The organism is Glutamicibacter sp. (genome assembly GCF_035257265.1).
Lineage (GTDB): Bacteria > Actinomycetota > Actinomycetes > Actinomycetales > Micrococcaceae > Glutamicibacter.
In genome coordinates this window covers 120,859-141,679 of record NZ_DATEXC010000016.1, presented here as the reverse complement: position 1 = coordinate 141,679, position 20,821 = coordinate 120,859, and the positions used below count along the sequence as shown (strand labels likewise).

20 protein-coding genes are annotated in these 20,821 nt (G+C 58.4%); 7 read left to right on the top strand and 13 right to left on the bottom strand.

Translation table 11 applies throughout. The features are described from left to right. Nucleotides 1-173: 173 nt before the first annotated feature. The 8 genes from lepB to VJ369_RS02305 form a co-directional block, all read right to left on the bottom strand. Nucleotides 174-821, bottom strand: coding sequence for a signal peptidase I (lepB, locus tag VJ369_RS02340; protein ID WP_324090540.1), 648 nt, complete (start codon nucleotides 819-821; stop codon nucleotides 174-176). A gap of 12 nt (nucleotides 822-833) precedes the next feature. Further along, a complete protein-coding gene (rplS, locus tag VJ369_RS02335) occupies nucleotides 834-1,193 on the bottom strand; it encodes a 50S ribosomal protein L19 (protein ID WP_324090539.1) in 360 nt (119 codons plus the stop codon). A 238-nt stretch (nucleotides 1,194-1,431) separates the two neighbouring features. Then, nucleotides 1,432-2,241, bottom strand: coding sequence for a tRNA (guanosine(37)-N1)-methyltransferase TrmD (gene trmD / locus VJ369_RS02330; protein WP_324090538.1), 810 nt, complete (start codon nucleotides 2,239-2,241; stop codon nucleotides 1,432-1,434). Nucleotides 2,242-2,246: 5 nt separating this feature from the next. Further along, a complete protein-coding gene (gene rimM, locus VJ369_RS02325) occupies nucleotides 2,247-2,771 on the bottom strand; it encodes a ribosome maturation factor RimM (RefSeq protein WP_324090537.1) in 525 nt (174 codons plus the stop codon). Between the two features lie 164 nt (nucleotides 2,772-2,935). Beyond that, nucleotides 2,936-3,175 carry an RNA-binding protein gene (locus VJ369_RS02320; protein WP_324090536.1) on the bottom strand — a complete coding sequence of 80 codons (240 nt, stop codon included), beginning with the start codon at nucleotides 3,173-3,175 and terminating at the stop codon, nucleotides 2,936-2,938. Nucleotides 3,176-3,177: 2 nt separating this feature from the next. After that, a complete protein-coding gene (gene rpsP, locus VJ369_RS02315; protein ID WP_324090535.1) occupies nucleotides 3,178-3,591 on the bottom strand; it encodes a 30S ribosomal protein S16 in 414 nt (137 codons plus the stop codon). Between the two features lie 227 nt (nucleotides 3,592-3,818). Continuing rightward, a complete protein-coding gene (locus tag VJ369_RS02310) occupies nucleotides 3,819-5,465 on the bottom strand; it encodes an HNH endonuclease signature motif containing protein (RefSeq protein WP_324090534.1) in 1,647 nt (548 codons plus the stop codon). 69 nt (nucleotides 5,466-5,534) lie between these two features. Further along, nucleotides 5,535-6,269 carry a hypothetical protein gene (locus VJ369_RS02305; RefSeq protein ID WP_324090533.1) on the bottom strand — a complete coding sequence of 245 codons (735 nt, stop codon included), beginning with the start codon at nucleotides 6,267-6,269 and terminating at the stop codon, nucleotides 5,535-5,537. Between the two features lie 322 nt (nucleotides 6,270-6,591). Between VJ369_RS02305 and efeU the strand changes: the two genes are divergently transcribed. The 4 genes from efeU to VJ369_RS02285 all read left to right on the top strand — a co-directional run bounded on the left by efeU (nucleotide 6,592) and on the right by VJ369_RS02285 (nucleotide 10,772). Further along, nucleotides 6,592-7,413, top strand: coding sequence for an iron uptake transporter permease EfeU (gene efeU, locus VJ369_RS02300; RefSeq protein WP_324090532.1), 822 nt, complete (start codon nucleotides 6,592-6,594; stop codon nucleotides 7,411-7,413). A 34-nt stretch (nucleotides 7,414-7,447) separates the two neighbouring features. After that, entirely contained in the window at nucleotides 7,448-8,602 is a 1,155-nt protein-coding gene (gene efeO, locus VJ369_RS02295) for an iron uptake system protein EfeO (RefSeq protein WP_324090531.1), read from the top strand. Nucleotides 8,603-8,604: 2 nt separating this feature from the next. After that, nucleotides 8,605-9,885 (top strand): iron uptake transporter deferrochelatase/peroxidase subunit, encoded by a 1,281-nt coding sequence (gene efeB, locus VJ369_RS02290; RefSeq protein WP_324090530.1) that lies wholly within the window; start codon nucleotides 8,605-8,607, stop codon nucleotides 9,883-9,885. A gap of 95 nt (nucleotides 9,886-9,980) precedes the next feature. Beyond that, nucleotides 9,981-10,772 (top strand): acyltransferase, encoded by a 792-nt coding sequence (locus tag VJ369_RS02285; protein WP_324090529.1) that lies wholly within the window; start codon nucleotides 9,981-9,983, stop codon nucleotides 10,770-10,772. A gap of 60 nt (nucleotides 10,773-10,832) precedes the next feature. Here VJ369_RS02285 and VJ369_RS02280 read toward each other — a convergent pair whose 3' ends face one another. Next, complete coding sequence (locus tag VJ369_RS02280; RefSeq protein WP_324090528.1) at nucleotides 10,833-11,702, bottom strand: VOC family protein; 870 nt, start codon at nucleotides 11,700-11,702, stop codon at nucleotides 10,833-10,835. A 198-nt stretch (nucleotides 11,703-11,900) separates the two neighbouring features. Between VJ369_RS02280 and VJ369_RS02275 the strand changes: the two genes are divergently transcribed. After that, nucleotides 11,901-12,992 (top strand): thermonuclease family protein, encoded by a 1,092-nt coding sequence (locus tag VJ369_RS02275; protein ID WP_324090527.1) that lies wholly within the window; start codon nucleotides 11,901-11,903, stop codon nucleotides 12,990-12,992. Between the two features lie 246 nt (nucleotides 12,993-13,238). Beyond that, nucleotides 13,239-14,954 (top strand): AMP-binding protein, encoded by a 1,716-nt coding sequence (locus VJ369_RS02270; RefSeq protein WP_324090526.1) that lies wholly within the window; start codon nucleotides 13,239-13,241, stop codon nucleotides 14,952-14,954. Between the two features lie 81 nt (nucleotides 14,955-15,035). Here VJ369_RS02270 and VJ369_RS02265 read toward each other — a convergent pair whose 3' ends face one another. The 4 genes from VJ369_RS02265 to ffh all read right to left on the bottom strand — a co-directional run bounded on the left by VJ369_RS02265 (nucleotide 15,036) and on the right by ffh (nucleotide 19,386). Beyond that, on the bottom strand, nucleotides 15,036-16,217 hold the full coding sequence (locus VJ369_RS02265) for a hypothetical protein (protein ID WP_324090525.1): 1,182 nt from the start codon (nucleotides 16,215-16,217) through the stop codon (nucleotides 15,036-15,038). 254 nt (nucleotides 16,218-16,471) lie between these two features. After that, nucleotides 16,472-16,600, bottom strand: a complete 129-nt coding sequence (locus tag VJ369_RS02260; protein WP_286161066.1) for a hypothetical protein — start codon at nucleotides 16,598-16,600, stop codon at nucleotides 16,472-16,474. 183 nt (nucleotides 16,601-16,783) lie between these two features. Then, the gene (locus VJ369_RS02255) at nucleotides 16,784-17,620 is read right to left on the bottom strand and encodes a PhzF family phenazine biosynthesis protein (protein ID WP_324090524.1); all 837 of its coding nucleotides are present in this window, start codon (nucleotides 17,618-17,620) and stop codon (nucleotides 16,784-16,786) included. A 200-nt stretch (nucleotides 17,621-17,820) separates the two neighbouring features. Beyond that, a complete protein-coding gene (ffh, locus tag VJ369_RS02250) occupies nucleotides 17,821-19,386 on the bottom strand; it encodes a signal recognition particle protein (RefSeq protein ID WP_324090523.1) in 1,566 nt (521 codons plus the stop codon). Nucleotides 19,387-19,680: 294 nt separating this feature from the next. Between ffh and VJ369_RS02245 the strand changes: the two genes are divergently transcribed. Next, on the top strand, nucleotides 19,681-20,373 hold the full coding sequence (locus VJ369_RS02245) for an esterase/lipase family protein (RefSeq protein WP_324090638.1): 693 nt from the start codon (nucleotides 19,681-19,683) through the stop codon (nucleotides 20,371-20,373). Nucleotides 20,374-20,821: the final 448 nt, after the last annotated feature.

Genomic DNA, 20,821 nt, shown 5'->3' with positions numbered 1-20,821 from the left:
AGATTGCAGTTCGGTTACTAATCACTAGTCAGCTTAGTGCGAGCTGAGAATCTTCGATGAATTCAACCAGTGCCGGAATAAGCTTGTATTTTCAACCATCAGATGTTTTAGATAAATCCATGCCGATAGAAAAAATTTAAAAGTTTTTTCCGTCATGGGGATGTTGCCGACTGTTACTCGAGAGTAGAGCGCTGATCGAGTGGCCAGATAATTTGCGTGGCTTTGCCGCCGATTCGGTCAAGATTGATCATTCCACCACCGCTGGCACCGAGTAAGGCGCGCGAATCCTCGGAACGTGCACGATGATCACCCATCACCCAGACGCGGCCTTCGGGAACGACCGCAGAGAACTTCTGCTCGCTGGGTGCATTTCCTTCGTATATATAGGACTCGTCGATGGGCTGGCCGTTAATCAGGATTTTGCCATCGGCACCGCAGCATTCGACGCTGTCGCCACCGATGGCGATCACACGCTTGATATAGGTGTTAGCGGTGCCGCTCAGGTGCAGCGCGCCAAGCAGGTCATCAGCGAAAGAGGCACGCGCGTAGGGCAGGAAGGAGCCGCGTCCGTCGAAGACAATGATGTCTCCGCGCTGCGGGTCGGTGTCCTGATAGGCGCGGCGGTCCACGAGCACACTTTGGCCGGGGCTCAGCGTGTGTTCCATGGAGCCGGATTCAATCCGGTAGACATCCACAGCGAGCGCGCGGATGAATAGGGTGGCGATCAGGCCACAGATAACTGCGAAAACGGCGAAGCGCCAGACCCAAAACCAGGTCCGGCGCTTGCTCGTTGCTCGCTCGGGGCTAGCAACCTCGTTCATGAAAGAACGAAATTACTTCTTGGTACCGAAGTCGCGCTTCTCCTTGATGCGTGCTGCCTTACCGTGGCGATCGCGCATGTAGTACAGCTTGGCACGGCGTACGTCACCCTTGGACACTAGCTCAATCTTCTCGATGATTGGGGAGTGAACTGGGAAGGTACGCTCAACACCGGCACCGAAGGAAACCTTACGCACGGTGAAAGTCTCACCGATGCCAGCACCCTGGCGGCCAAGGACGTAGCCCTGGAAAACCTGGACACGCGAGTTCTTACCTTCGATGATGTTGACGTGCACCTTCAAGGTGTCGCCGGCGCCGAAAGCAGGAATGTCGGAGCGCAGCGATGCTGCGTTTACTGAGTCAAGAATATGCATGGTGCATCCTCTAGGGTCAATGCCACAGGTCACCGTACCCTCGTAGCGAAGCTCATCAACCGCAAGCGGTGATCTCTTCGAAACGTATTTCCACCGGCAGCCTATGTTGCTGCCGATGCGGCGGTTTCCCTAGGCCCGGCTTCCCCCTGTGGCAGGAATCGGACAAAAACACACCAAGAAACAATTTTGCCATATTCGGAGCATCGACGCGAGTAAGCCCGATGGCCGAATGCGTGATCTAGGACTCTTTGGTCCAGTCCAGCTGCGATTTAGCGATAATTTCCCCGTCGACAACGGCAAAGCCCGCATGCCACAGGGCGTCGCGGTCTTTACGGTTCAGCGTGGCTGCGTCGAGCAGTTCAATGAGGTCCGGGCGGCGGGTTGCGGTGCGGCTGAGCTGCTCATCACGGCGGAATCGGGCCACGCGCTGGTGGTTTCCACCGAGCAGGACCTCGGGCACCTCGCGGCCACGCCAGGCGGCAGGCTTGGTGTATACCGGATATTCCAGCAGCACGTCGGAGTGGGATTCTTCGACCAAGGATTCCGGGTTGCCGATCACTCCCGGGATGAGCCGGGCAATGGCCTCAACCATCACCATGACCGCGACTTCTCCCCCGTTCAGTACATAATCTCCGATGGAGACCGGGATGACGGTGAAGTTCTCCCGCGCGTAGTCGATGACCCGCTCGTCGATTCCTTCGTAGCGCCCGCAAGCGAAGACCAGGTGATCTTCTTCGGCGAAGTCATAGGCCATCTGCTGGTCGAAGACTGCTCCGGCAGGAGAAGGCACGATGAGGATCGGCTTGGCGGCTTCCGGGGCGCTGGCGCGCACCGAGTCCAGGGCTTGGCCCCAAGGCTCGGGCATCATCACCATGCCGGCTCCGCCACCATAGGGGGTGTCATCCACCTTGTGGTGGCGGTCCGTGGTGAAGTCACGCAGGTTGGTGACGTTCAGGTTCAGGATGCCTTCTTCACGGGCGCGGCCGATCAGCGACAGGTCAAGTGGTGCTAGGTACTCAGGGAAGATGGAGACGACGTCGATGCGCATGATGCCTACTTTTCTTCCTCGCCCTGGTTCAGTTCAAGCAGGCCGGCCGGAGGGGTGATGGTCACGGTGCCTGCCTCGGGATCAACGTCCGGGACGAATTCGTCGACGAAGGGCAGGTAGACCTCTTCACCGTTCAGATCTTTGAAGACCAGCAGGTCTTGAGCGGGGTTGGTGCGCAGCGCGGTGATCACGCCGACCTGCTTGCCCTCGTGCATGACCTTCAGGTCCAGCAGCTCGTGCTCGTACCACTCGTCCGAGGCGCTTTCTTCCTCGCCGGTGACCTCAATTTCAAGGTGGGCCTGGCGGAAGGTTTCGGCCATATTGCGGTCTGTGATTTCTGCGAAATCGACCAGAAGGATGGTTTTGTTCCAGCGCGATTTGGTGACGGTGAGGGTTTTGACCGGACCGTCGATGACGTGCAGGACCTCTCCGGGGGCAAAACGATCGTCGGGGACGTCGGTGAGGACTTGAACGGTCACTTCGCCACGGATGCCGTGGGGCTTGCCGATACGTGCTACCTGCAATCGCATAATCTGGTGATCATTCTCCTTGAATTCACGGGACGATGCCTCGCGCTGGGGTGCCATAGTTTGGCGGGTTTTGATGATGAAACACGAGAAGGAGTTTCCGCCCTATTGAGCGGAAACTCCTTCCGTGGTGAAGTCAGCTTGCGCCTGACCTCAAAAATGTTTGGCTACCGGCTACGATCAGTGTCGATAACATCAACACGAATCGGCTCCTTGGCCAACGCTGCCATCACGGTACGCAGTGCCCGTGCGGTACGTCCCTGACGCCCGATCACACGACCGAGGTCCTCGGGATGAACACGCACTTCGAGCAGGTCGCCGCGGCGGTTAGCTTTCAGGGAAACCCTGACACCTTCCGGTTCCTCGACTACCCCGCGCACCAAATGGTCAAGCGCATCGGCGAGCATGATTACTCGGCCTCGGTGGCTTCAGCTTCTGCCGATTCCTCAGCAGCTGGCTTCTCAGCCTTCTTGGTGATTGCCTCTGGGAGGATCACCGAACCCTTATCAGGAGCAACGAATGCTGGCTTAGGCTCGGCAACCTTGTAGGTGCCTTCCTGGCCATCGATGCCCTTGAACTTCTGCCAGTCACCGGTGATCTTCAGCAGTGCTGCAACCTGCTCGGTTGGCTGTGCGCCAACGGAGAGCCAGTACTGCGCACGGTCCGAATCGATCTCGATGATCGATGGATCGTTCGTTGGCTGGTACTTGCCGATCTCCTCGATGGCACGGCCATCGCGCTTGGCGCGCGAGTCCATAACAACAACGCGGTAGAAAGGTGCGCGCATCTTACCGAAGCGCTTCAGACGAATCTTTACGGCCACTTTAGTGGTCTCCTGTTTCTCAACATGGGCGAGTCGAACGTTTCGCGCCTGTGGGGCAGGCCGTACTGGTTCAACTCTAAAAAAGGACAGGATTTATCGCGGAGAGAGGGTCCCCAACAAATCGAGTACCTTCCAATCATGCCAGATGCAGTCAACCGATACCAACTCGTTTTTTGTGGGATGCGCTACTAGATAGACGCAACGGCACGCCGAGCCCGCGGCCAAATTCAAGCGGCGATGGAGAAGTAGCTATTACGCCTTGGTATCTGGTCCGGATCGAGGAATTCAGGCAGCACGATGTGCGGGACTGATCCCACCATTTGAATGCGCAATAGCCTGCGGTGAATGAGCGCGTGGTGATGTCGGCAAAGCACCGCACAATTTTCGATGCAGGTTTTTCCGCCGCGTTCCCACCAATTGCAATGGTGATACTCAAGCATTTCATGCGGGGCGTTGCACCCGGGGACGATGCATCCGCGGTCTCTGGCGAAGGCTGCCTTTTTGATTGGTTCCGGGAAGAGTCTTTGGGCCCGGCCGACGTCAAGCACCTGGCCTTTGCCGCCGAAGACGATGGGGATGATTTTTGCTCCGCACAACAGCTGGCGCAGTTCGGCCGGTTCCAGGGGTACTCCGTGAGCGGTCACCGCCGTGGCGGACGCCAAATCACTCAGGTTGCTTGCCTGCATGTGGACCAGGACTTGCGGGGTGACGGTTTTGGCACCTGTGTTGCTGGCCGACAGGGAGGCGAGTAAGGCGTTGAGTCTGCGCTGAGCGACGGAGACTTCCAATTCGCTGGCTTCAGGTGCCGGGTCAGCGGGTGGCTCGGCCGGTGGCGTGCAGGCCGGGGCAGATTCTTGACGGGACTGGTTTGGTTCGGCCTGTTTAGTGGGTTCGGCCTGTTCGGTTGGTTCAGGGGCGGGGTCTTGAGCCCAGTCCGGGACGGGATCGGCGCTGGTGAAAAGGTCTGCGGGGGCCAGTGGTGCTGGTTTGCGGGCGGCCTGCCCGCTTTCGGTGCGCGGATTATCTGACTGGCCGACGAATGAATGCAGCTGCTCCGATTGCAGACCTTGCGAGCGCAGCAGGAAGCTGTCAACGCCGTTGGTATTGCCTTGATAGAAGAGGCCGCATTCGGCCTGCACACATTCCTTGTTCGCCTTGCGGTAATCGCGCAGCAGGTTTTTGAGCTTTTTGGCTCCGGTGGCCCGGTCTGCCTCGCGCAGCAGCGTCACCGCGCGCTCTTGCATGCTTTGGCCCTCATAGCTGGCTGCCGGGTCCAGCGGGGCGCCTTCAAAACTGGTGTCTGGCGGTTCAAATTTGTCCAGACTACGCGCGGCGTGGGCGACCCGGCGTGGATCGAGCTTCTGGTCTTCGGCGTGCAAGGCGGCCAGCTGGGTGAAGCGCGGGGTGATCGCGCTGCCGTCCATGAAGCGCCGGGCAATGAGCAGGTGGGCGTCGCTCAGCCGGCGATCCGCCTCAAAGAAGTCGATGCCCAGCCAGGCCGCGCTGAAGGTGCTGGCGTTGGCATAGGCGGTGCGTCCGGTCTCCTGGACGGCGGGCCGGGAGAAGTCGGTGCGGTGCCTGCGGATTGCGGTCAGTTCCTCGGCGCACAGCAGATGGGCGGCGGTGGCTTCCAGGTGGGTCAGGCTGCGGATTTGTTCCCGCACGGTGTAGCGGAAGATGTTTTCGATCAGCGATGCGTGGGCGGCGGCGGCGCGGGGGTCGGCCGATTCACGCAGACGAAGTGACAGCTTGGTGAGTACCTCCAGGCAGAGCCCCATCACCTCAAGGAGCAGGGCGGTTACTCCGTGCGGGATCGGGCCGGTGGCAAAGTCACGCAGGCTGGCCAGGCCGGTAACGAGCTGTCGAATACTCATGGACCCAGCATGTTGGCAGCCCGGCGCGCGTGGTGCGGGAGCTGCGCAGGCTGTGGATAAGTGCCGAAGTTATTTTCGGCGTTGACAGGCGAGGCTGATCAGTGCGGCCAGCATGGTGATCGATGCGGCGGCGGTGGACAGCGCCACGGTGGTTTCGGTGCCCGGGGTGGTGTCGTGCGAGACGTAGCCGGTGAGCAGCGCGGTGAGCAGGTAGCTGGAGAGGTAATATCCGACCAGGGTGGAGCCGAGCAGAAAGGCTGCGGCCAAACCCAGCAGCGGGATCGAAAAAAAGCACAGGATGCTCAGCGCACACAGGGCGAGAAAACCGATGAGCAGCGCGAGGCTGAAAAGCTGCGAGTCCAGCAGCGCGCTGGGTTGGCGTTCGAGCGCGGAGAGCAATGCGTGAAGGCCCTGCAGGGCGAAGCCGAGCGCGGCGAGCACTCCCAGCAGGAGTGCGGTGAATAAGACCGCGCGCGAGGTGCGTTCGCGCAGTGCACCGAGTGCGGCCAGCAGGCAGAGCAAGGCGAGGGCTTGGAGTATCATCGCGATCCCCAGCGGGAAACCGGTGTTGGCCAGCGGGAAGAATTCTCCGTACGGGAGGTAGTAATCGTACTGGTCGCTTTCCACCGACAGCTCATGCGGGCCAACGGTTGAGCCGAAATCAATCCAGCGGGCGGCGGACGCGCGGAGCTGCAGGGCCGCGGAGGCCAGAAGCAGCACCGCGGTGAGCGCCGCGAAGAGCAGCGCTGCCTTGCGTGGTGGTGCCGGCCGGGCGCTTTCGCCTAGCTTGTCGAAGAGCATCATGGGTGCAGGCTAACAAGCATCCAGGCTGCCAGGCACCGGTAGCCGATACCCGAATGCCTGCGAAAAGCGCTGCGGACTACTCGTACGGGGAAAAACGATCGGCGGTCATTAGGGCACGGGGCGATGCAGTAATGAACCACAAGGCGCGGAAAGTCGCAGAAAACGCAGATTTACTAGGTAGTTTTTTGCCGGTAGCAAGTTTAGGCTAACCTTAGCGAGGTTGTTTGTGTGACCGGACACAGAGTGAGCTCTGAGCCGGCGGCACCGCCGCATGCCTGGCAGCAGCCAGCGCGGAAAACGAACTGCGTGAAAGTGCAAAGTAATGATCGGAAATTACCTGATCGGCCTGCGTGAAGGCCTGGAGGCGGTGCTCATCGTGGTGCTGCTGGTGGCCTACCTGGCCAAGAGCGGGCGCAGCCATCTGCTGGGGCGCATCTGGGCGGGCATCAGCATTGCGGTGCTGATCTCTCTGGGCTTCGGGGCGCTGCTGACCTTCGGACCACGCGGCCTGACCTTCGAAGCGCAGGAGCTGATCGGCGGCAGCCTGTCGATTATCGCGGTGGGCTTGGTCACCTGGATGATCTTCTGGATGGCGAAGGCCTCCAGGACGCTTAATGCCGATCTGAAATCCCAGGTGGATCAGGTCGCCGAGGGCTCGGCGATCGGGCTGGTGCTGGTCGGTGCGTTTGCGGTGGGCCGGGAAGGGCTGGAGACGGCGCTGTTCATCTGGGCCGCGGCGCGGGCCACCGGGGAAACCTGGCAACCGCTGCTCGGCGCATTTCTGGGGATCCTCACCGCGATCGTACTGGGATTTATGCTCCACCGCGGGGTGCTGAAGATCAGCCTGTCCAAATTTTTTGCCTTCACCGGGGCGATCCTGGTGATCGTCGCCGGCGGGGTGCTGGCCTACGGGGTGCACGACCTGCAGGAGGCCGGCCTGCTGCCCGGACTGCACCACCTGGCCTTTGACATCTCCGGTGTGATCGCCCCGGGCGGGGTGCTCGGCACGCTGCTCAAGGGCGTGTTCAACTTCTCCCCCGCCACCACCTGGCTCGAAGCGAGCGTATGGGTGGCCTACGTGGTGCCGGTGATGTTCCTTTACCTGCGCACCGTGTTCGCCCCCAAAACCGCAGTGCGCGGCTAACCCCCACATTTTTTACGACAGCAAAGGCCTCACGATGAATAAATTCCTTGCCCCGGCAGCCCTGATTTCCCTGGCAGCAATGACGCTGACCGGCTGCACCGATAACACCACCAGCGCCGCGTCCGGCGACGGCACCATCAGCGTGGTGTCCACCGCCGACGCCTGCACGGTGTCCGCTAACCAGGTCCCGGGCGGCACACTGAAATTTAATGTCAAAAACGAGGGCAGCGCGGTCACCGAGTTCTACCTGCTCGCACAAGACGGTCTGCGCATCGCCGGCGAGGTGGAAAACATCGGCCCCGGGGTCTCCCGGGACCTGGTAGTGATGGCACCGGCCGGCTCCTACTTCACTTCCTGCAAGCCGGGCATGGTCGGCGACGGGATCCGCGCGCCGTTCACCGTCACCGAATCCGCCGGAGGCCAGAGCGTCTCCGCGGATCGGGCCTCCTTGCAGAAGAACGCGACAGATCTATACAGCGCATATGTCAAGGACCAGTCCGAACAGCTGATGCGCGGCACCCAGGACTTCGCCGACGCCTTTGCCGCCGGAGACGAGCAGCTTGCCAAGAAGCTCTACGCCCCGACCCGGATGCACTGGGAGCGGATCGAACCGGTGGCAGAATCCTTCGGGGACCTGGACCCGATTCTCGACGCCCGCGAAGCCGACCTAGAAAAGGGTGAGGCATTTACCGGCTGGCACCGGGCAGAAAAAGACCTCTGGTCCCCCGCCGGCTACACCAAGCTGACCAAGGACGAGCGCAGCAAGCTGGCGGCGCAGATGGTCAAAGATACCAAGGAACTGCAATCGCGGACCACCAAGCTCACCTTCACCCCCGACAAGCTGTCCAATGGGGCGAAGGAACTGCTCGACGAGGTAGCCACCGGCAAGGTGACCGGCGAAGAAGAACTGTTCTCCCACACCGACCTGTGGGACTTCCAAGCGAACCTGGAAGGCGCGAAGATCGCCTATGAAGATCTGCAGCCATTATTGGCGGGCACCGATGACCAGTTAGATGCACAGCTGAAGAAGAATTTCACCGCGCTGCAGGAACAACTTGATGAGCACCGCGTGGGCGAAGGGTTTAAGTACTACAACCAGCTGACCGCCACGCAGATCAAGGATCTGGCCGCCGGGGTGGATGCGTTGTCCGAACCGCTGTCCCAGTTGACCGCCGCCGTGGTGAAGTAGAAATGCGCCAGGACAAGGAAGAGGGCAGCGTCAACCTCAGCCGGAGGCTGCTGCTCACCGCGGCCGGGGCGGGAGGCGCGGGACTGGCCTTAGGCGCACTGGGCCATGTGGCCTACGCCGGGCAGCTCAGCGAACCGGTGCCCAGTGATCGGATTCCCTTTTATGGGGAGCATCAGGCGGGGATCATCACCGAATCCCAGGACCGCATGCACATCGCCGCCTTTGACGTGCAAACCGAGGACCGCCAAGAGCTGATCGAACTGCTCCAGGAGTGGACCCAGGCAATTTCGGCGATGACCCAAGGACAGGAAATCGGTGAAGGCGGTGCGCTGGCCGGTTCCTATGACGCCCCGCCCACGGACACCGGTGAAGCGCTGGGACTTACCGCCGCCAGACTCACCGTCACCCTGGGATTTGGCCGCTCGCTGTTCCTGGACGGAAAGACACCCCGCTTTGGGCTGGCCGGCAAATTGCCCGAAGCACTGATCGAACTGCCGCATTTTCGCGGGGACATGATCGAGGCGCAGCGCAGTGATGGCGACATTATTGTGCAGGCCTGCGCCGATGACCCGCAGGTGGCGGTGCATGCGATCCGCAATCTGGCCCGCCTGGCCTTTGGCAAGGCGAATGTGCGGTGGTCTCAAATTGGTTTTGGGAGAACCTCGAAGACCACCGCACAGCAGAGCACCCCGCGCAATTTGTTCGGCTTTAAAGACGGCACCGATAATATCGTCGCCGAAGATACCGCAGCGCTTGAACAAAACGTGTGGGCCACCAAGGACAGCACCGACCAGTCGTGGATGGTGGGCGGGAGCTACCTGGTGGCACGGCGCATTCGGATGCACATTGAAACTTGGGACCGCTCCACCTTGGGCGAGCAGGAAAACGTGGTGGGCAGACTGAAGGGCAGCGGCGCTCCGCTTTCCGGCGGAGACGAATTCAGCGCTCCGGACTTCGCCATGCCCGGACGGGGTGGACCGATTATTCCGAAGGATTCGCATGTTGCGGTGGTGCACCCCAGCGCGCACGGCGGGGCGCGGATGCTGCGCCGCGGGTTTAATTACACCGACGGTTCAGATGGTTTGGGCCGGTTGGATGCCGGATTGTTTTTTATCGCGTTTGTGAACGACGCGCGCACGCACTTTGTTCCGATTCAGCGTGCAATGAGCGCCAGCGATGCGATGAATGAATACCTGCGTCACACCAGCTCGGGCCTCTATGCCGTTCCCCCGGGGATTCAAGAGGGCCAATATCTGGGCCAGCAACTTTTTGAATCCGCATAGCGCTTCGTTATCGAGGAAGCAGAACGCATCAGATCTTCTCAAATGCCAAGGAAGCATCCGGTGAGAGTCCAGCTTCGGGGTCTACAGTCGATGCAATGATCGAACTTACCGCGTTACGCGACTTCAAGGACGAGCACGGCAACACTATTAACTCCGCCACCGAATTCACGACAAACATCACGGTCAAATTCCGTGGCCAGAACAACCGGGTGCTCGTGGATCCCGAGGCGAATATCGGCCGGTTGGATCTGGTCTTCGATTGTGACAATGGCACGTTGATTATCGGGCCCAGCAGCAAGAAGGGTTCCAACTTCAACATCCGCGTGGGTGAAGATGCCACGGTTCGCATTGGTAAGGATGTGACCACTACCGGCAGGTGTTTGATCAGTGCGGTGGAGGGCGTGACGGTCAGCCTAGGTGATGATGTGATGATTGCCAGCGGCAACCAGATCCGCGCCGATGACGGACACGCGATCTTCGACGTGAAGTCCGGCAAGCGGGTGAACCCGGCCAAGGATATTACCGTGGGCAACCACGTGTGGATCGGCGCGCAGGCCACCTTGCTGGCCGGCGCGAAGATCGGCGACGGCTCGGTGATCGGTTTTGGCAGCTTGGTCAACCGGAAAATCTCCAACAACGTCATTGCCGTCGGCAGCCCGGCCAAGGTGGTCCGTAAGAATATTGCGTGGGAACGCCCGCATCTGTCTTACCACAAGCCACCGTATAAACCAGATGCCTCGGCGATCACCAAAACCGAGGAGTACTGGAACTACACCGTCAATGAGCATGAGCATGCGGCCACGCAGATGCCTGCGGTGCAGATAGCCGAACCCCAGGGACTGGTGCAGCGCGCGGCGCAGAAACTTGGCAAAATCACCGGAGCATAGCCTTCTGATACTTCGCGTCAAAGTGCCCCCTTGCAATACAAGGGGGCACTTTCGCTTTACTTAGCTGGCTGCGACGCGCAGCTGGTTGTTCCAGGGATCCGTGAAGCGTAGTTCCGCTCCGGTGTGATGGTTTTCCACCTTGGCAAAGTTCAAGCGTTCGGCGAGCTTGCCCACCTCGTCCGGACTCGGAACATTGATCAGCACCTCGCCGAGTCCTAAGGTGTTCTTGCGTGGACCGGCGCCGCGGGAGTTCCACACATTCATCGCCATATGGTGGTGGTAGCCGCCGGCGGAGACGAATAATGCTTGGTCTCCGAGTGCGGTGGTCTCGTCGAAGCCCAGGGTGTTCACGTAGAAGGAACGCGCCGTGTCCACGTCTCCGACCTGCAGGTGGACGTGGCCGATTTCAGCCTCGGCATTGCGCTGTCCGGCAATGGCCTGTTCGTTGAGGTGTTCGTTGAGGAAAGCGTTGGGGTCAAGGTATGTGGTATCCATGGCCACTTCACCATTGGACCAGCTCCAGCTCTCGCGTGGGCGGTCCCAGTACAGCTCGACGCCGTTGCCTTCCGGGTCGGTGAAGTAGAAGGCCTCGGAGACCAGGTGATCCGAGCTGCCAACGAAGCGGCTCTGGTCAAACTGTGCCGCAGATAGCACGGTGGCGGCCAGATCTGCCTTGGTATCAAAGAGCAGTGCGGTGTGGAAGAGTCCAGCCTCGCCGCGAGCTGGCTGCTGCAAACCCGGTGATGGAGTTAAGTTGACCAGCGTTCGAGCTCCGCGGCCTAGGCGGGTTCCGCCTGCATTTTCGTCCTGGAGTTCCAGGCCCAGCGCTTTTTGGTAGTAATCGCTCATGACCTTCATATTGCCAACTTTGAGCTGGACCGCATTCATCTGCAGTTCGGCGGAAAGTTTGTCTTCTTTGATGAGTGCCATGGTGCCTTACCTTTCAACGTGTATCTCTAGCTCTTGAATACCAGCTTACTCGTTTTTAGTTGAAGCTTCAAGCAATGAGGCGAAGAGCACCTCTGGACGCATCGACGTGGACAAATTGACAGTTCAAGCTTTCCTGCTTTCAATTAGCCATAGAGACTCATCACTCCACTCACTCGCACTTATGAAGGAATCAACACCATGAGCACGAAGCAGCTAACCTGGCTCGCCGTGGGTTTAATCGCGGCACTGACATTTGGGGCGACAGACTGTTCCATCCTGCCCGGAAATGACTCCAAGGGAACAGTAGTGAAAGTAGTCGATGGCGATACCGTAGACATCCGCATTGCGGGTGAGGATACGCGCGTACGCCTATTGAACATCGACACCCCGGAAACCGTTGATCCAAATAAGTCAGTAGAGTGCATGGGGCCAGAAGCCTCGGACCATCTCAAATCACTACTCGCACCCGGCGACAAGGTCGATTTGGAATACGACATTGAGCGCACAGATAAATATGGACGCACCCTTGCTGGCGTGTACAAAGACAAGAGCTTAATCAACGCCGATATCGCCGCTGCGGGGCTCGGAATCGCAGTGAAGTACGAACCAAATGTGCGATTCTACGACGAGGTACTTCAGGCACAGAACGAAGCCGCGGCCAAGTCCACCGGATTATTCGACCCCAGTGCTGCGTGCACTATCCCGGCGCAACTCGAAGAAGCTACACGGGCTTTTGAAGAACTTAGCGAAGCGCCGGCAGAATCAGTCAAGGATGCCGAAAGCCTCGCGGGCGAAGCAGCCACGGTAATAGCTCTTGGCCACGGCGTCAAAAGCGCGCTGAACAAAATCACCCCGGACATGCATCCAGTGACATACGCGCTGCTGACAACCCACTATAAAAAGAACTTGAGCGCGCTCGACAGCTCCGTTCTTCGCGCAAACCAGATCGAACAGGATCACCTGGACACCAAAAAAGCGCTCATCAAGGCCGAAGAAAAGCGCAAAGATGAAGAGCGCAAGAAAAAGGAAGCAGCCAGGAAGGAAGCTGCCGAAGCTAAGCGCCAGGCAGAGTTGAAGCAACAGCGCGAGGCCGCAGAGCAAAAGGCTGCGGAGCGCCGCCGCATTGAACAGCATTCCAAGCCACGGCAAAAGGTGCCGACTTATCAGGCGCCAAAGGTGCACAAACCGCGCACGCAGGCACCCAAGCCTCGTACCCAGCCAGTTCCGCGTAATTACACCGGACCACGCTGCTACGCACCGGGCGGAAAGACCTGGAAGCCTTGCCCGTAACCGCCTAAGTTCTTAAAGCCCGTCCCCAAAGATTTCAGCCACCCTCTTGCCAGCTCATTGGCTAAAGAGGGTGGCTTCCGTCTTGCGTGGAACGCAAGCCACTCATGGCACGAATCCAATTCGCGGGTCACGCATCTATTATCGGGAGGACCTTCGCGGCTTGTCTCTTTCCAAAAGGTAGGACATCAAAGTATATTTGCCAGTGATGCAGGCCACTTTAGAATCATCGGTACTGAAAGGTTTTAGATGAACGTCACCGAAGAATTTCGCTCCGTCCGTAATCAGCTATTGGAATTGCGCCAAGACTATTCGAAGGCCCGCGCAGAGTTCTCGTGGCCGCAATTCACCCATTTTAACTTCGGATATGACTGGTTTGATCAGGTCGCCCTTGATCCTCAGCGTGGAGACAGCCCTGCACTAATCATCACCGAACTAGATGGCACCTCCACCCGGCGGACCTGGCTGGAACTTTCACAGCGCTCCACACAACTGGCACGCTGGCTTAGCGACCAAGGCGTCAAACGTTCCGATTCCATCGCAGTCATGCTCGGCAACCAGGTAGAGCTATGGGAAACCATGCTCGCCGGCATCAAACTCGGAGCCATTCTCGTTCCCTGCACCACGCAACTGACCTCAGCAGATCTTGAAGACCGCATTGACCGCGGACACGTTTCGTGGATGATTACCAACGAAGCTGAGATTCCAAAGTTTGAGACCGTGTCTGGGGACTACAAGCTCATTCAAATTGGAGGAACTCCCAGCGGCGAGAATATGAATTATGCGGATTCCTTCACCGCACCCACTGAGTTCACACTCAGCGAACCAACTCGCGCAGATGAAACGCTGCTACGTTACTTCACCTCCGGGACCACCTCTAAGGCGAAGCTCGTAGAACATACGCACACTTCCTACCCGGTAGGTCACCTGAGCACCATGTTCTGGATTGGCTTAGAACCAGGCGATGTTCACCTCAACGTGGCTTCCCCTGGCTGGGCCAAACACGCATGGTCAAATCTCTTTACCCCATGGATTGCCGAAGCCACGGTGTTCATCTACAACTATGAACGCTTTGATGCCGCCGCCCTGATGGGCCAGATGGCCACGGAACATGTCACGAGCTTCTGCGCTCCGCCAACGGTGTGGCGATTACTCATTCAGGCGGATCTCACCCTTCTTGAGTCTCCACCAGCCAAACTTGTATCAGCCGGCGAACCATTAAACGCCGAAGTCATTGACCAGGTCCAGCGAGCGTGGGGTCAAGTCATACGAGACGGATTTGGCCAGACCGAAACCACAGTGCAGATTGCCAATCCTCCGGGCGAACGCATCACCATTGGGGCCATGGGACGCCCTATGCCCGGTTATGACATCATTCTTCGAGACCCGGCTTCCGGCCAGGAGGGTGATCTCGGCGAAATCTGTCTGGTGACCACCCCGCGTCCGTTGGGTTTAATGAAGGGCTATTTCGAAAACGAAGAAAAGACCGCGGAGGTTTTCCGCGACAATGTTTACCACACCGGCGATATCGCCGAACGTGATGAGCACGGAGTTCTGACGTATGTGGGTCGCGCCGATGATGTGTTCAAATCCAGTGACTATAAGCTCAGCCCCTTCGAACTTGAATCAGTGCTCATTGAGCATCCAGGGGTCGGTGAAGCCGCGGTAGTTCCGGCGCCCGATGAATTGCGCCTTAGCGTTCCCAAGGCTTACATCGTTCCAGCCAATGGTTATGAGCCAACCGCTGAGCTAGCCGAGAGTATTCTGACCTATTGTCGAGAGCATCTGGCAGCCTACAAACGCATTCGCCGACTCGAGTTTGCTGATCTGCCTAAGACGATCTCCGGAAAGATCCGCCGCGTAGAACTACGCAAGGCAGAGGAAGAGCTTCACAGCTCAGGGCAAGTCTCAGGTACCGAGTTCAGAGATACAGATTTCCCCTCGTTACGTGCGAAAAAGGGGTAACCCCGTCTCACGCTGCTAAAAATGGTTCTATCAGAGCCGCGCCTATGCGCCGCACCGGTGGAACCATTTCTCTAGATCAGCTCAACGTTTATTCAGCTTCGCTTGAAGTACCTGGCGTACGCCGCGCGCCAGGTAGTAGCCTGCATCTGAATACCAGAAGAACATGATGGTCCGGCGCCATCCGGTACCCGGTGTGCCCGAAGTTTTCATCCAGCGATTCAGCAGGGCTCCCGCCCCGATGATCGCTAGAGATGAGGAAATCAGCGCGGCTGGAGTCCAGCCGGTGCGGTACACCAGCTTCATTACTCCCTTGGCTCGAGCCATTTCTTCTTCCAACGCGAGGTCCAGGCCGGCTGGCAGACTGCGCGGCAACTCGGTGAATCCTTCCGCCAACGGTTCGCCGCACATGTAGTCGACCATTTCTTCTGGCAGCCCCAGCCCCTTCAAGAAGAGTCGCAGTCCGTCCAGGCTGCGTAGCTTGGCTAAGCGCACGATACCCGAGGCAGCCTCGGGCCAGAATTTTTCAAGCTCTAAAAGCTCTTCAGAATCCGCGGCGTACAGTTGCGCGCCGAGTTTGCCTTGGAGCTGGGCAACCTCGCTGCCGGTAGCGGCCATGGGTACGGGACGGTCCTCGGTGGGCATCCAGTATTCAAAGACGTTACTGTCCTGGAATTGGAAAGTTTTTCCGGTGGCATGGATGCTGAGGTGAATGTAGCCTTCGGAGCTCTGCAGCTCGATGGCGCGAAGGAGCTTCTGCCCCAGTCTGATTTCAACTGGCTCTCCTTCGCGGACGGCTAGGATCCTTTCATCCGTTTGCCGCACCTTCCATACTCCGGGCAGCCCCAGCGAGGACATCACCAACTCGCTGGCCATCAGATGGGTCCCGGCCACTACTTGATTGCCCGAGTTTGCCTCCACTGCATCATCGTCACCGGTAACTTCCACCTCGGTACCGGCCACTATGACGCCATCAAGACTCAGCGCCTGAGCACCTGCGGCCTCCAGCAACTCTTCGGCCAGTTCCGCCAGAGACAGCTCGTGCGTGGCTAATTCACCGGCCTCGGTTGCCAAGAGTGCGGATCCTTGCTTGCCGGTGGCAACGTCTACGGGCACATAGGTCAGTTGATCACTTATCTGCGGTGCTCTTAGGTAGCCAATCAGGCCACGGGAATTTAGCGTGTCGAAGACCTTTTGTGCAGCGTCGCTGTCGCGGGAGCGGAACTCAAATCCAAGGGAGACGAGGTCAAACGATTCGGTGCTCATAGTCCACTTTCGCTGGGAATTTATCTGCTGTTCTCATCCTATGATTTTCAGGCGGGTGGGGAATCGCTCTCAGGGCTCACTAACCTGCGGCCATGGCCCGAAATTTATAGACCTAAAGGAGGAGACCGCTTGGTGCAGCACTCAACATTCGTCTCTCAAAACCCGATCGAGCCCCCGTCCGGCGTCTCACGCTACGGACAGGGGCTCGATCGATGCCAACTACCGATGCCGGTGTTGACTAATGTATTTAGTTTTTACTTAGCTGACTTGCGAACCGGATCACTCACGGTCTCTGCATGCTTCAGTTTCTTCTCGGCACGCTTTTCCTTGATGGATTTGCCAGGTTTCTTCGCGTCGCTTTTGCGTGGTGACTTGTTCGACATAATGTGCCGTCCTTGCCGGAAATGCTTTGCACTTCCAAAAGTGGGGAGAGTACCCCTTGAGGTCTACCATAGGCCAGCTCTGGAAAATTCTCCATAGTTCGGCCACTGGCGCAATACAGCAGACCGAACCTTCCAGGCACCAGACACCGCTGCGCTTATCTGCGTACCTAGTTCCCGTTCTAGCTAGAGCTGCACTTCGCCATTAACGCAGCCCATGACGTTCCCGCCAACCCAGATGATTCCGTCCTCACTGTCGATATGCACCCGGCCCTCGTACCCGATAGCAGTGCCTTGCGCGGCGATGTAGTGCTGCCCGGCGATCTGGGAATCGATCATCCAGCGCGCCAGCCCGGCGTTCAGGCTTCCGGTCACCGGATCCTCCCAGACAGGGTCCCCGCCAACAAAGGCACGGACCTCGAAGTCCGCATCATGCCCGGGCCCATGCGGACCGACTACTCCCACCGTGAGCAGTCCCAGATCTGCTGGGTCCGGATTTAATGCAAGTACTTCTTGCGCGCTGGACAATCTGACGCCAATCCATTCCGGGCCGTTGACAAGCCACGAGGTGTCAATGATGTCCTCCCGGGCTACGCCTAGGGCGTGGGCAATTTTCTCCATCAGTGATTCGTCAATGGGTTCGTAGCGGGTCAGTTGCGGTGCCGCAAAAGCAAAGCGTTGCCCTTCGACTCGCACTTCAACGAGCCCAGCACCGCATTCTTGAACAATCTTGCCATCAGTTTTGGGTACGCCTGACGCGTTTAGCCACGCGAAGGCAGTTCCCAGTGTCGGATGTCCTGCGAAAGGCAGCTCATGGGTAGCGGTGAAAATCCGCACCCGATAGTCGGCGTCCGGAGTTGTCGGGTCTAAGAGAAAAGTGGTTTCAGCCAGATTTGTCCACTTTGCGAAGCGCTGCATTTCAGCGTCGCTTAGCCCCTCGGCACCGTGGACAACGGCCAGCGGGTTTCCGCGATACGCAGTGGGTGAAAAGACGTCAACTTCGCTGTATTTGCGCAAGATCATGTATCAACACTAACAGTGCCTTACCATGCAAGACCCGGAAACTACACCGGTGGCGAAGGCATTCAGGCAGGTGCGACGTAGGCGGTACCAGCTTTGGAGGGCCAGGATCTCAAGATTGCTATGCCCAGCGCAAGGATGAGTTAACGCAAAAAGGTCCTTAGGAAATCGCAAATGATTTCCTAAGGACCTTTCGCTAGTGACTACTTACCCAGGTACTTCTCAAAACCTGCTGGCAGGTTCAAGCTCGAAGGATCAAAGTCCTCCTGCGCGCCCTTGCCGAAGGCGGCCCCTGCAGGTGCTGCAGCTTTCTTGTTTTTCGCCTCGAGCTCGGCCTGAGCGGCCTTAGCCGGGTTACCGAACTTCTGCGGCTGCTTCTTGCCTTTGCCCTTGGCTTTCGCCTTACGCGCGGCGCCCTTGCCGGAGCCTGGCATACCTGGCATGCCGCCGCCGGCAGCCATCTTCTTCATCATCTTCTGCGCTTCGGTGAAGCGTTCGAGCATCTGGTTGACCTCGGAGACCGCGACACCGGAACCCTTGGCGATACGCGCACGGCGCGAACCGTTGATGATCTTCGGTGCTACGCGCTCGTGCTGGGTCATCGAGCGGACGATGGCCTCAACGCGGTCAATCTGGCGTTCGTCAAATTGTTCCAGCTGCTGACGGGAGATCTGCGAGCCGGGCATCATGCCCAGCAGCTTCTTCATCGAGCCCATCTTCTTGATCTGGGCCATCTGGGCGAGGAAGTCGTCCAGGGTGAAGTCTTCCTGGTCAGCGAACTTCTTCGCCATCCGCTCGGCTTCGCCCTTGTCCCAGTTCTTCTCGGCCTGTTCGATGAGCGTCATCACGTCGCCCATGTCCAGGATGCGTGAAGCCATACGGTCCGGGTGGAAGATCTCGAAGTCGTCCAAGTTCTCACCGGTGGAGGCGAACATGACCGGCTTGCCGGTAATCGAGGCTACCGACAAAGCGGCGCCACCACGAGCGTCACCATCAAGCTTGGAGAGCACTACACCGGTGAAGTTGACGCCCTCTTGGAAGGCCAGTGCGGTGTTCACCGCGTCCTGACCGATCATTGCATCGATAACGAAGAGGACTTCATCCGGGTTGATTGCGGCGCGGATGTTCGCTGCCTGATTCATCATCTCGGTGTCTACACCGAGTCGGCCGGCGGTATCCACGATGACAATGTCGTGGAGCTTTGCTTTGGCCTCGGCGATACCGTCACGGGCTACGGATACCGGGTCACCGGTAGCGGTATCAAATTCTGAGGAGACGCCCGGATGCGGTGCGTAGACCGGAACGCCAGCGCGCTCACCGTTGATCTGCAGCTGCTTAACCGCGTTAGGGCGCTGCAGGTCACAGGCCACCAGCAAAGGGGTGTGGCCTTCGGCCTTCAGGTGCTTTGCGAGCTTACCGGCAAGAGTGGTTTTACCGGCACCCTGCAGACCTGCGAGCATGATCACCGTGGGAGGGTTCTTAGCCAGGTTCAGCCGGCGGGTTTCCCCGCCGAGGATGCCAACGAGTTCCTCGTTGACGATCTTGACTACCTGTTGTCCCGGGTTCAGCGACTCGGAAACTTCCAGGCCCAGTGCGCGTTCTTTCACCTGGGCTACGAAGGCGCGAACCACCGGTACTGCGACGTCGGCATCCAGCAGGGCGCGGCGAATCTCGCGGGCTGTACCGTCAATGTCTGCCTCGGAGAGGCGACCCTTGCCACGCAGGTTCTTGAAGGTAGCTGTCAGGCGATCGGAAAGTGAATTAAACACGTGCCGGGCACTTCTTTCGATAGGTCGTATGGTGCGTATCAAAAAACCGCACAGGACTCGACTTATAAGAATATCAACAATCGGGCCAGCGACTAACCGCTCCCACACCAACACCTGGATTTTCTTCGAAGATCACTGTGCTTTGGACCTCGATTTCAACGCACACTGGGAATACCGGCATGCCTCTCAGCCCCGGGCGTTGTGCGTGCCACAATAAAAATGCCAGAGGTGCTCATCAGCACTTTGATCTGAGAAAAAGTCCCCTAAACACGGCAGGAGGAGCCAGTGACAAGTATGCTGCAGCGCGGCGAGCAGGCTTTCGCGTGGTTGCTGGATTACCTTTATGCCGGTGCGTGGCAGCTGCGGGCACTACTCCCCGCCAAGTTTGCACAGCAGTCGGCGGCGAATACTGATGCGCACACCGAGCACATTGTTCTGATTCCGGGCATCTGGGAAAGCTGGAAGTTCATGCTTCCACTGGCCCGGTATTTACATCAGGCGGGGCATTCGGTGCATGTGGTTCCAGCCTTGGGTTACAACCGCGGGACTGTACCGCAGATGTCTGTTGCCGTCGCGAAGTTTCTGGCCGAAGCGAACCTGCACGAGGTGGTACTCGTAGCCCACAGCAAAGGCGGGCTCATTGGCAAACATCTCATGGCGGCCTCGACGCAGGGTTATCGAGTGAACCGGATGATCGCCATCAGCACGCCCTTTTCTGGATCAGGTTATGCCCGCTACGCACCGATTCGCAGTTTGCGGGCCTTATCCCCCAATGACACCGGGGTGTTGAAATTGGCCGCAAACCTGAGCGTAAATGCGCGGATCATTTCGATCTTCAGCCGCTTTGATCCGCATATTCCCGGCGGTTGCGAGCTTGCCGGGGCCACCAATATCAAACTCGAAACCATGGGCCACTTCCGTTTGCTCAACGATCAGCGTCTGAAGCAGGCAGTGCGCAAGCATCTTAGTTCGTCCAGCTCCGTGTAGATCTGGCGCAGTCTTCCTTCACTCAGCTCTGGATGCTTAATCGGAATCTGACTCATCAGGAACGTGTGAAAAGATTTCCATCCTGCCAGCCCTAGGGCTGGGAAACTCTTAATCTTTACAACCTCAAGATGAACAGCAAGACCAGTTTTGGCAACTCAGAAGCTGAAGTCCTTCAGGTTGTGCCCTCGTGCCACATTTAACTCCAAATTCAGCAGGGATGCCGAAGAGACAAATAAAGCGCTGAGTCCACAATCAGGGTTCACCCATATCTGTTGCCAATGACCAAAGTATTAAAAGTCTGTGCTTATGCCTCTTTACTCTTTGAAGTGCACCTCATGCAGGCAAGTTACAGGTTTCCCGAACGTTCTCCGTGAGTCTTGCCAAGGCCTTGAGACCTGCTAGCACGTGTCCTAGCGTGAGAGATCCGAGCAGTTCCACGCACCAAGCA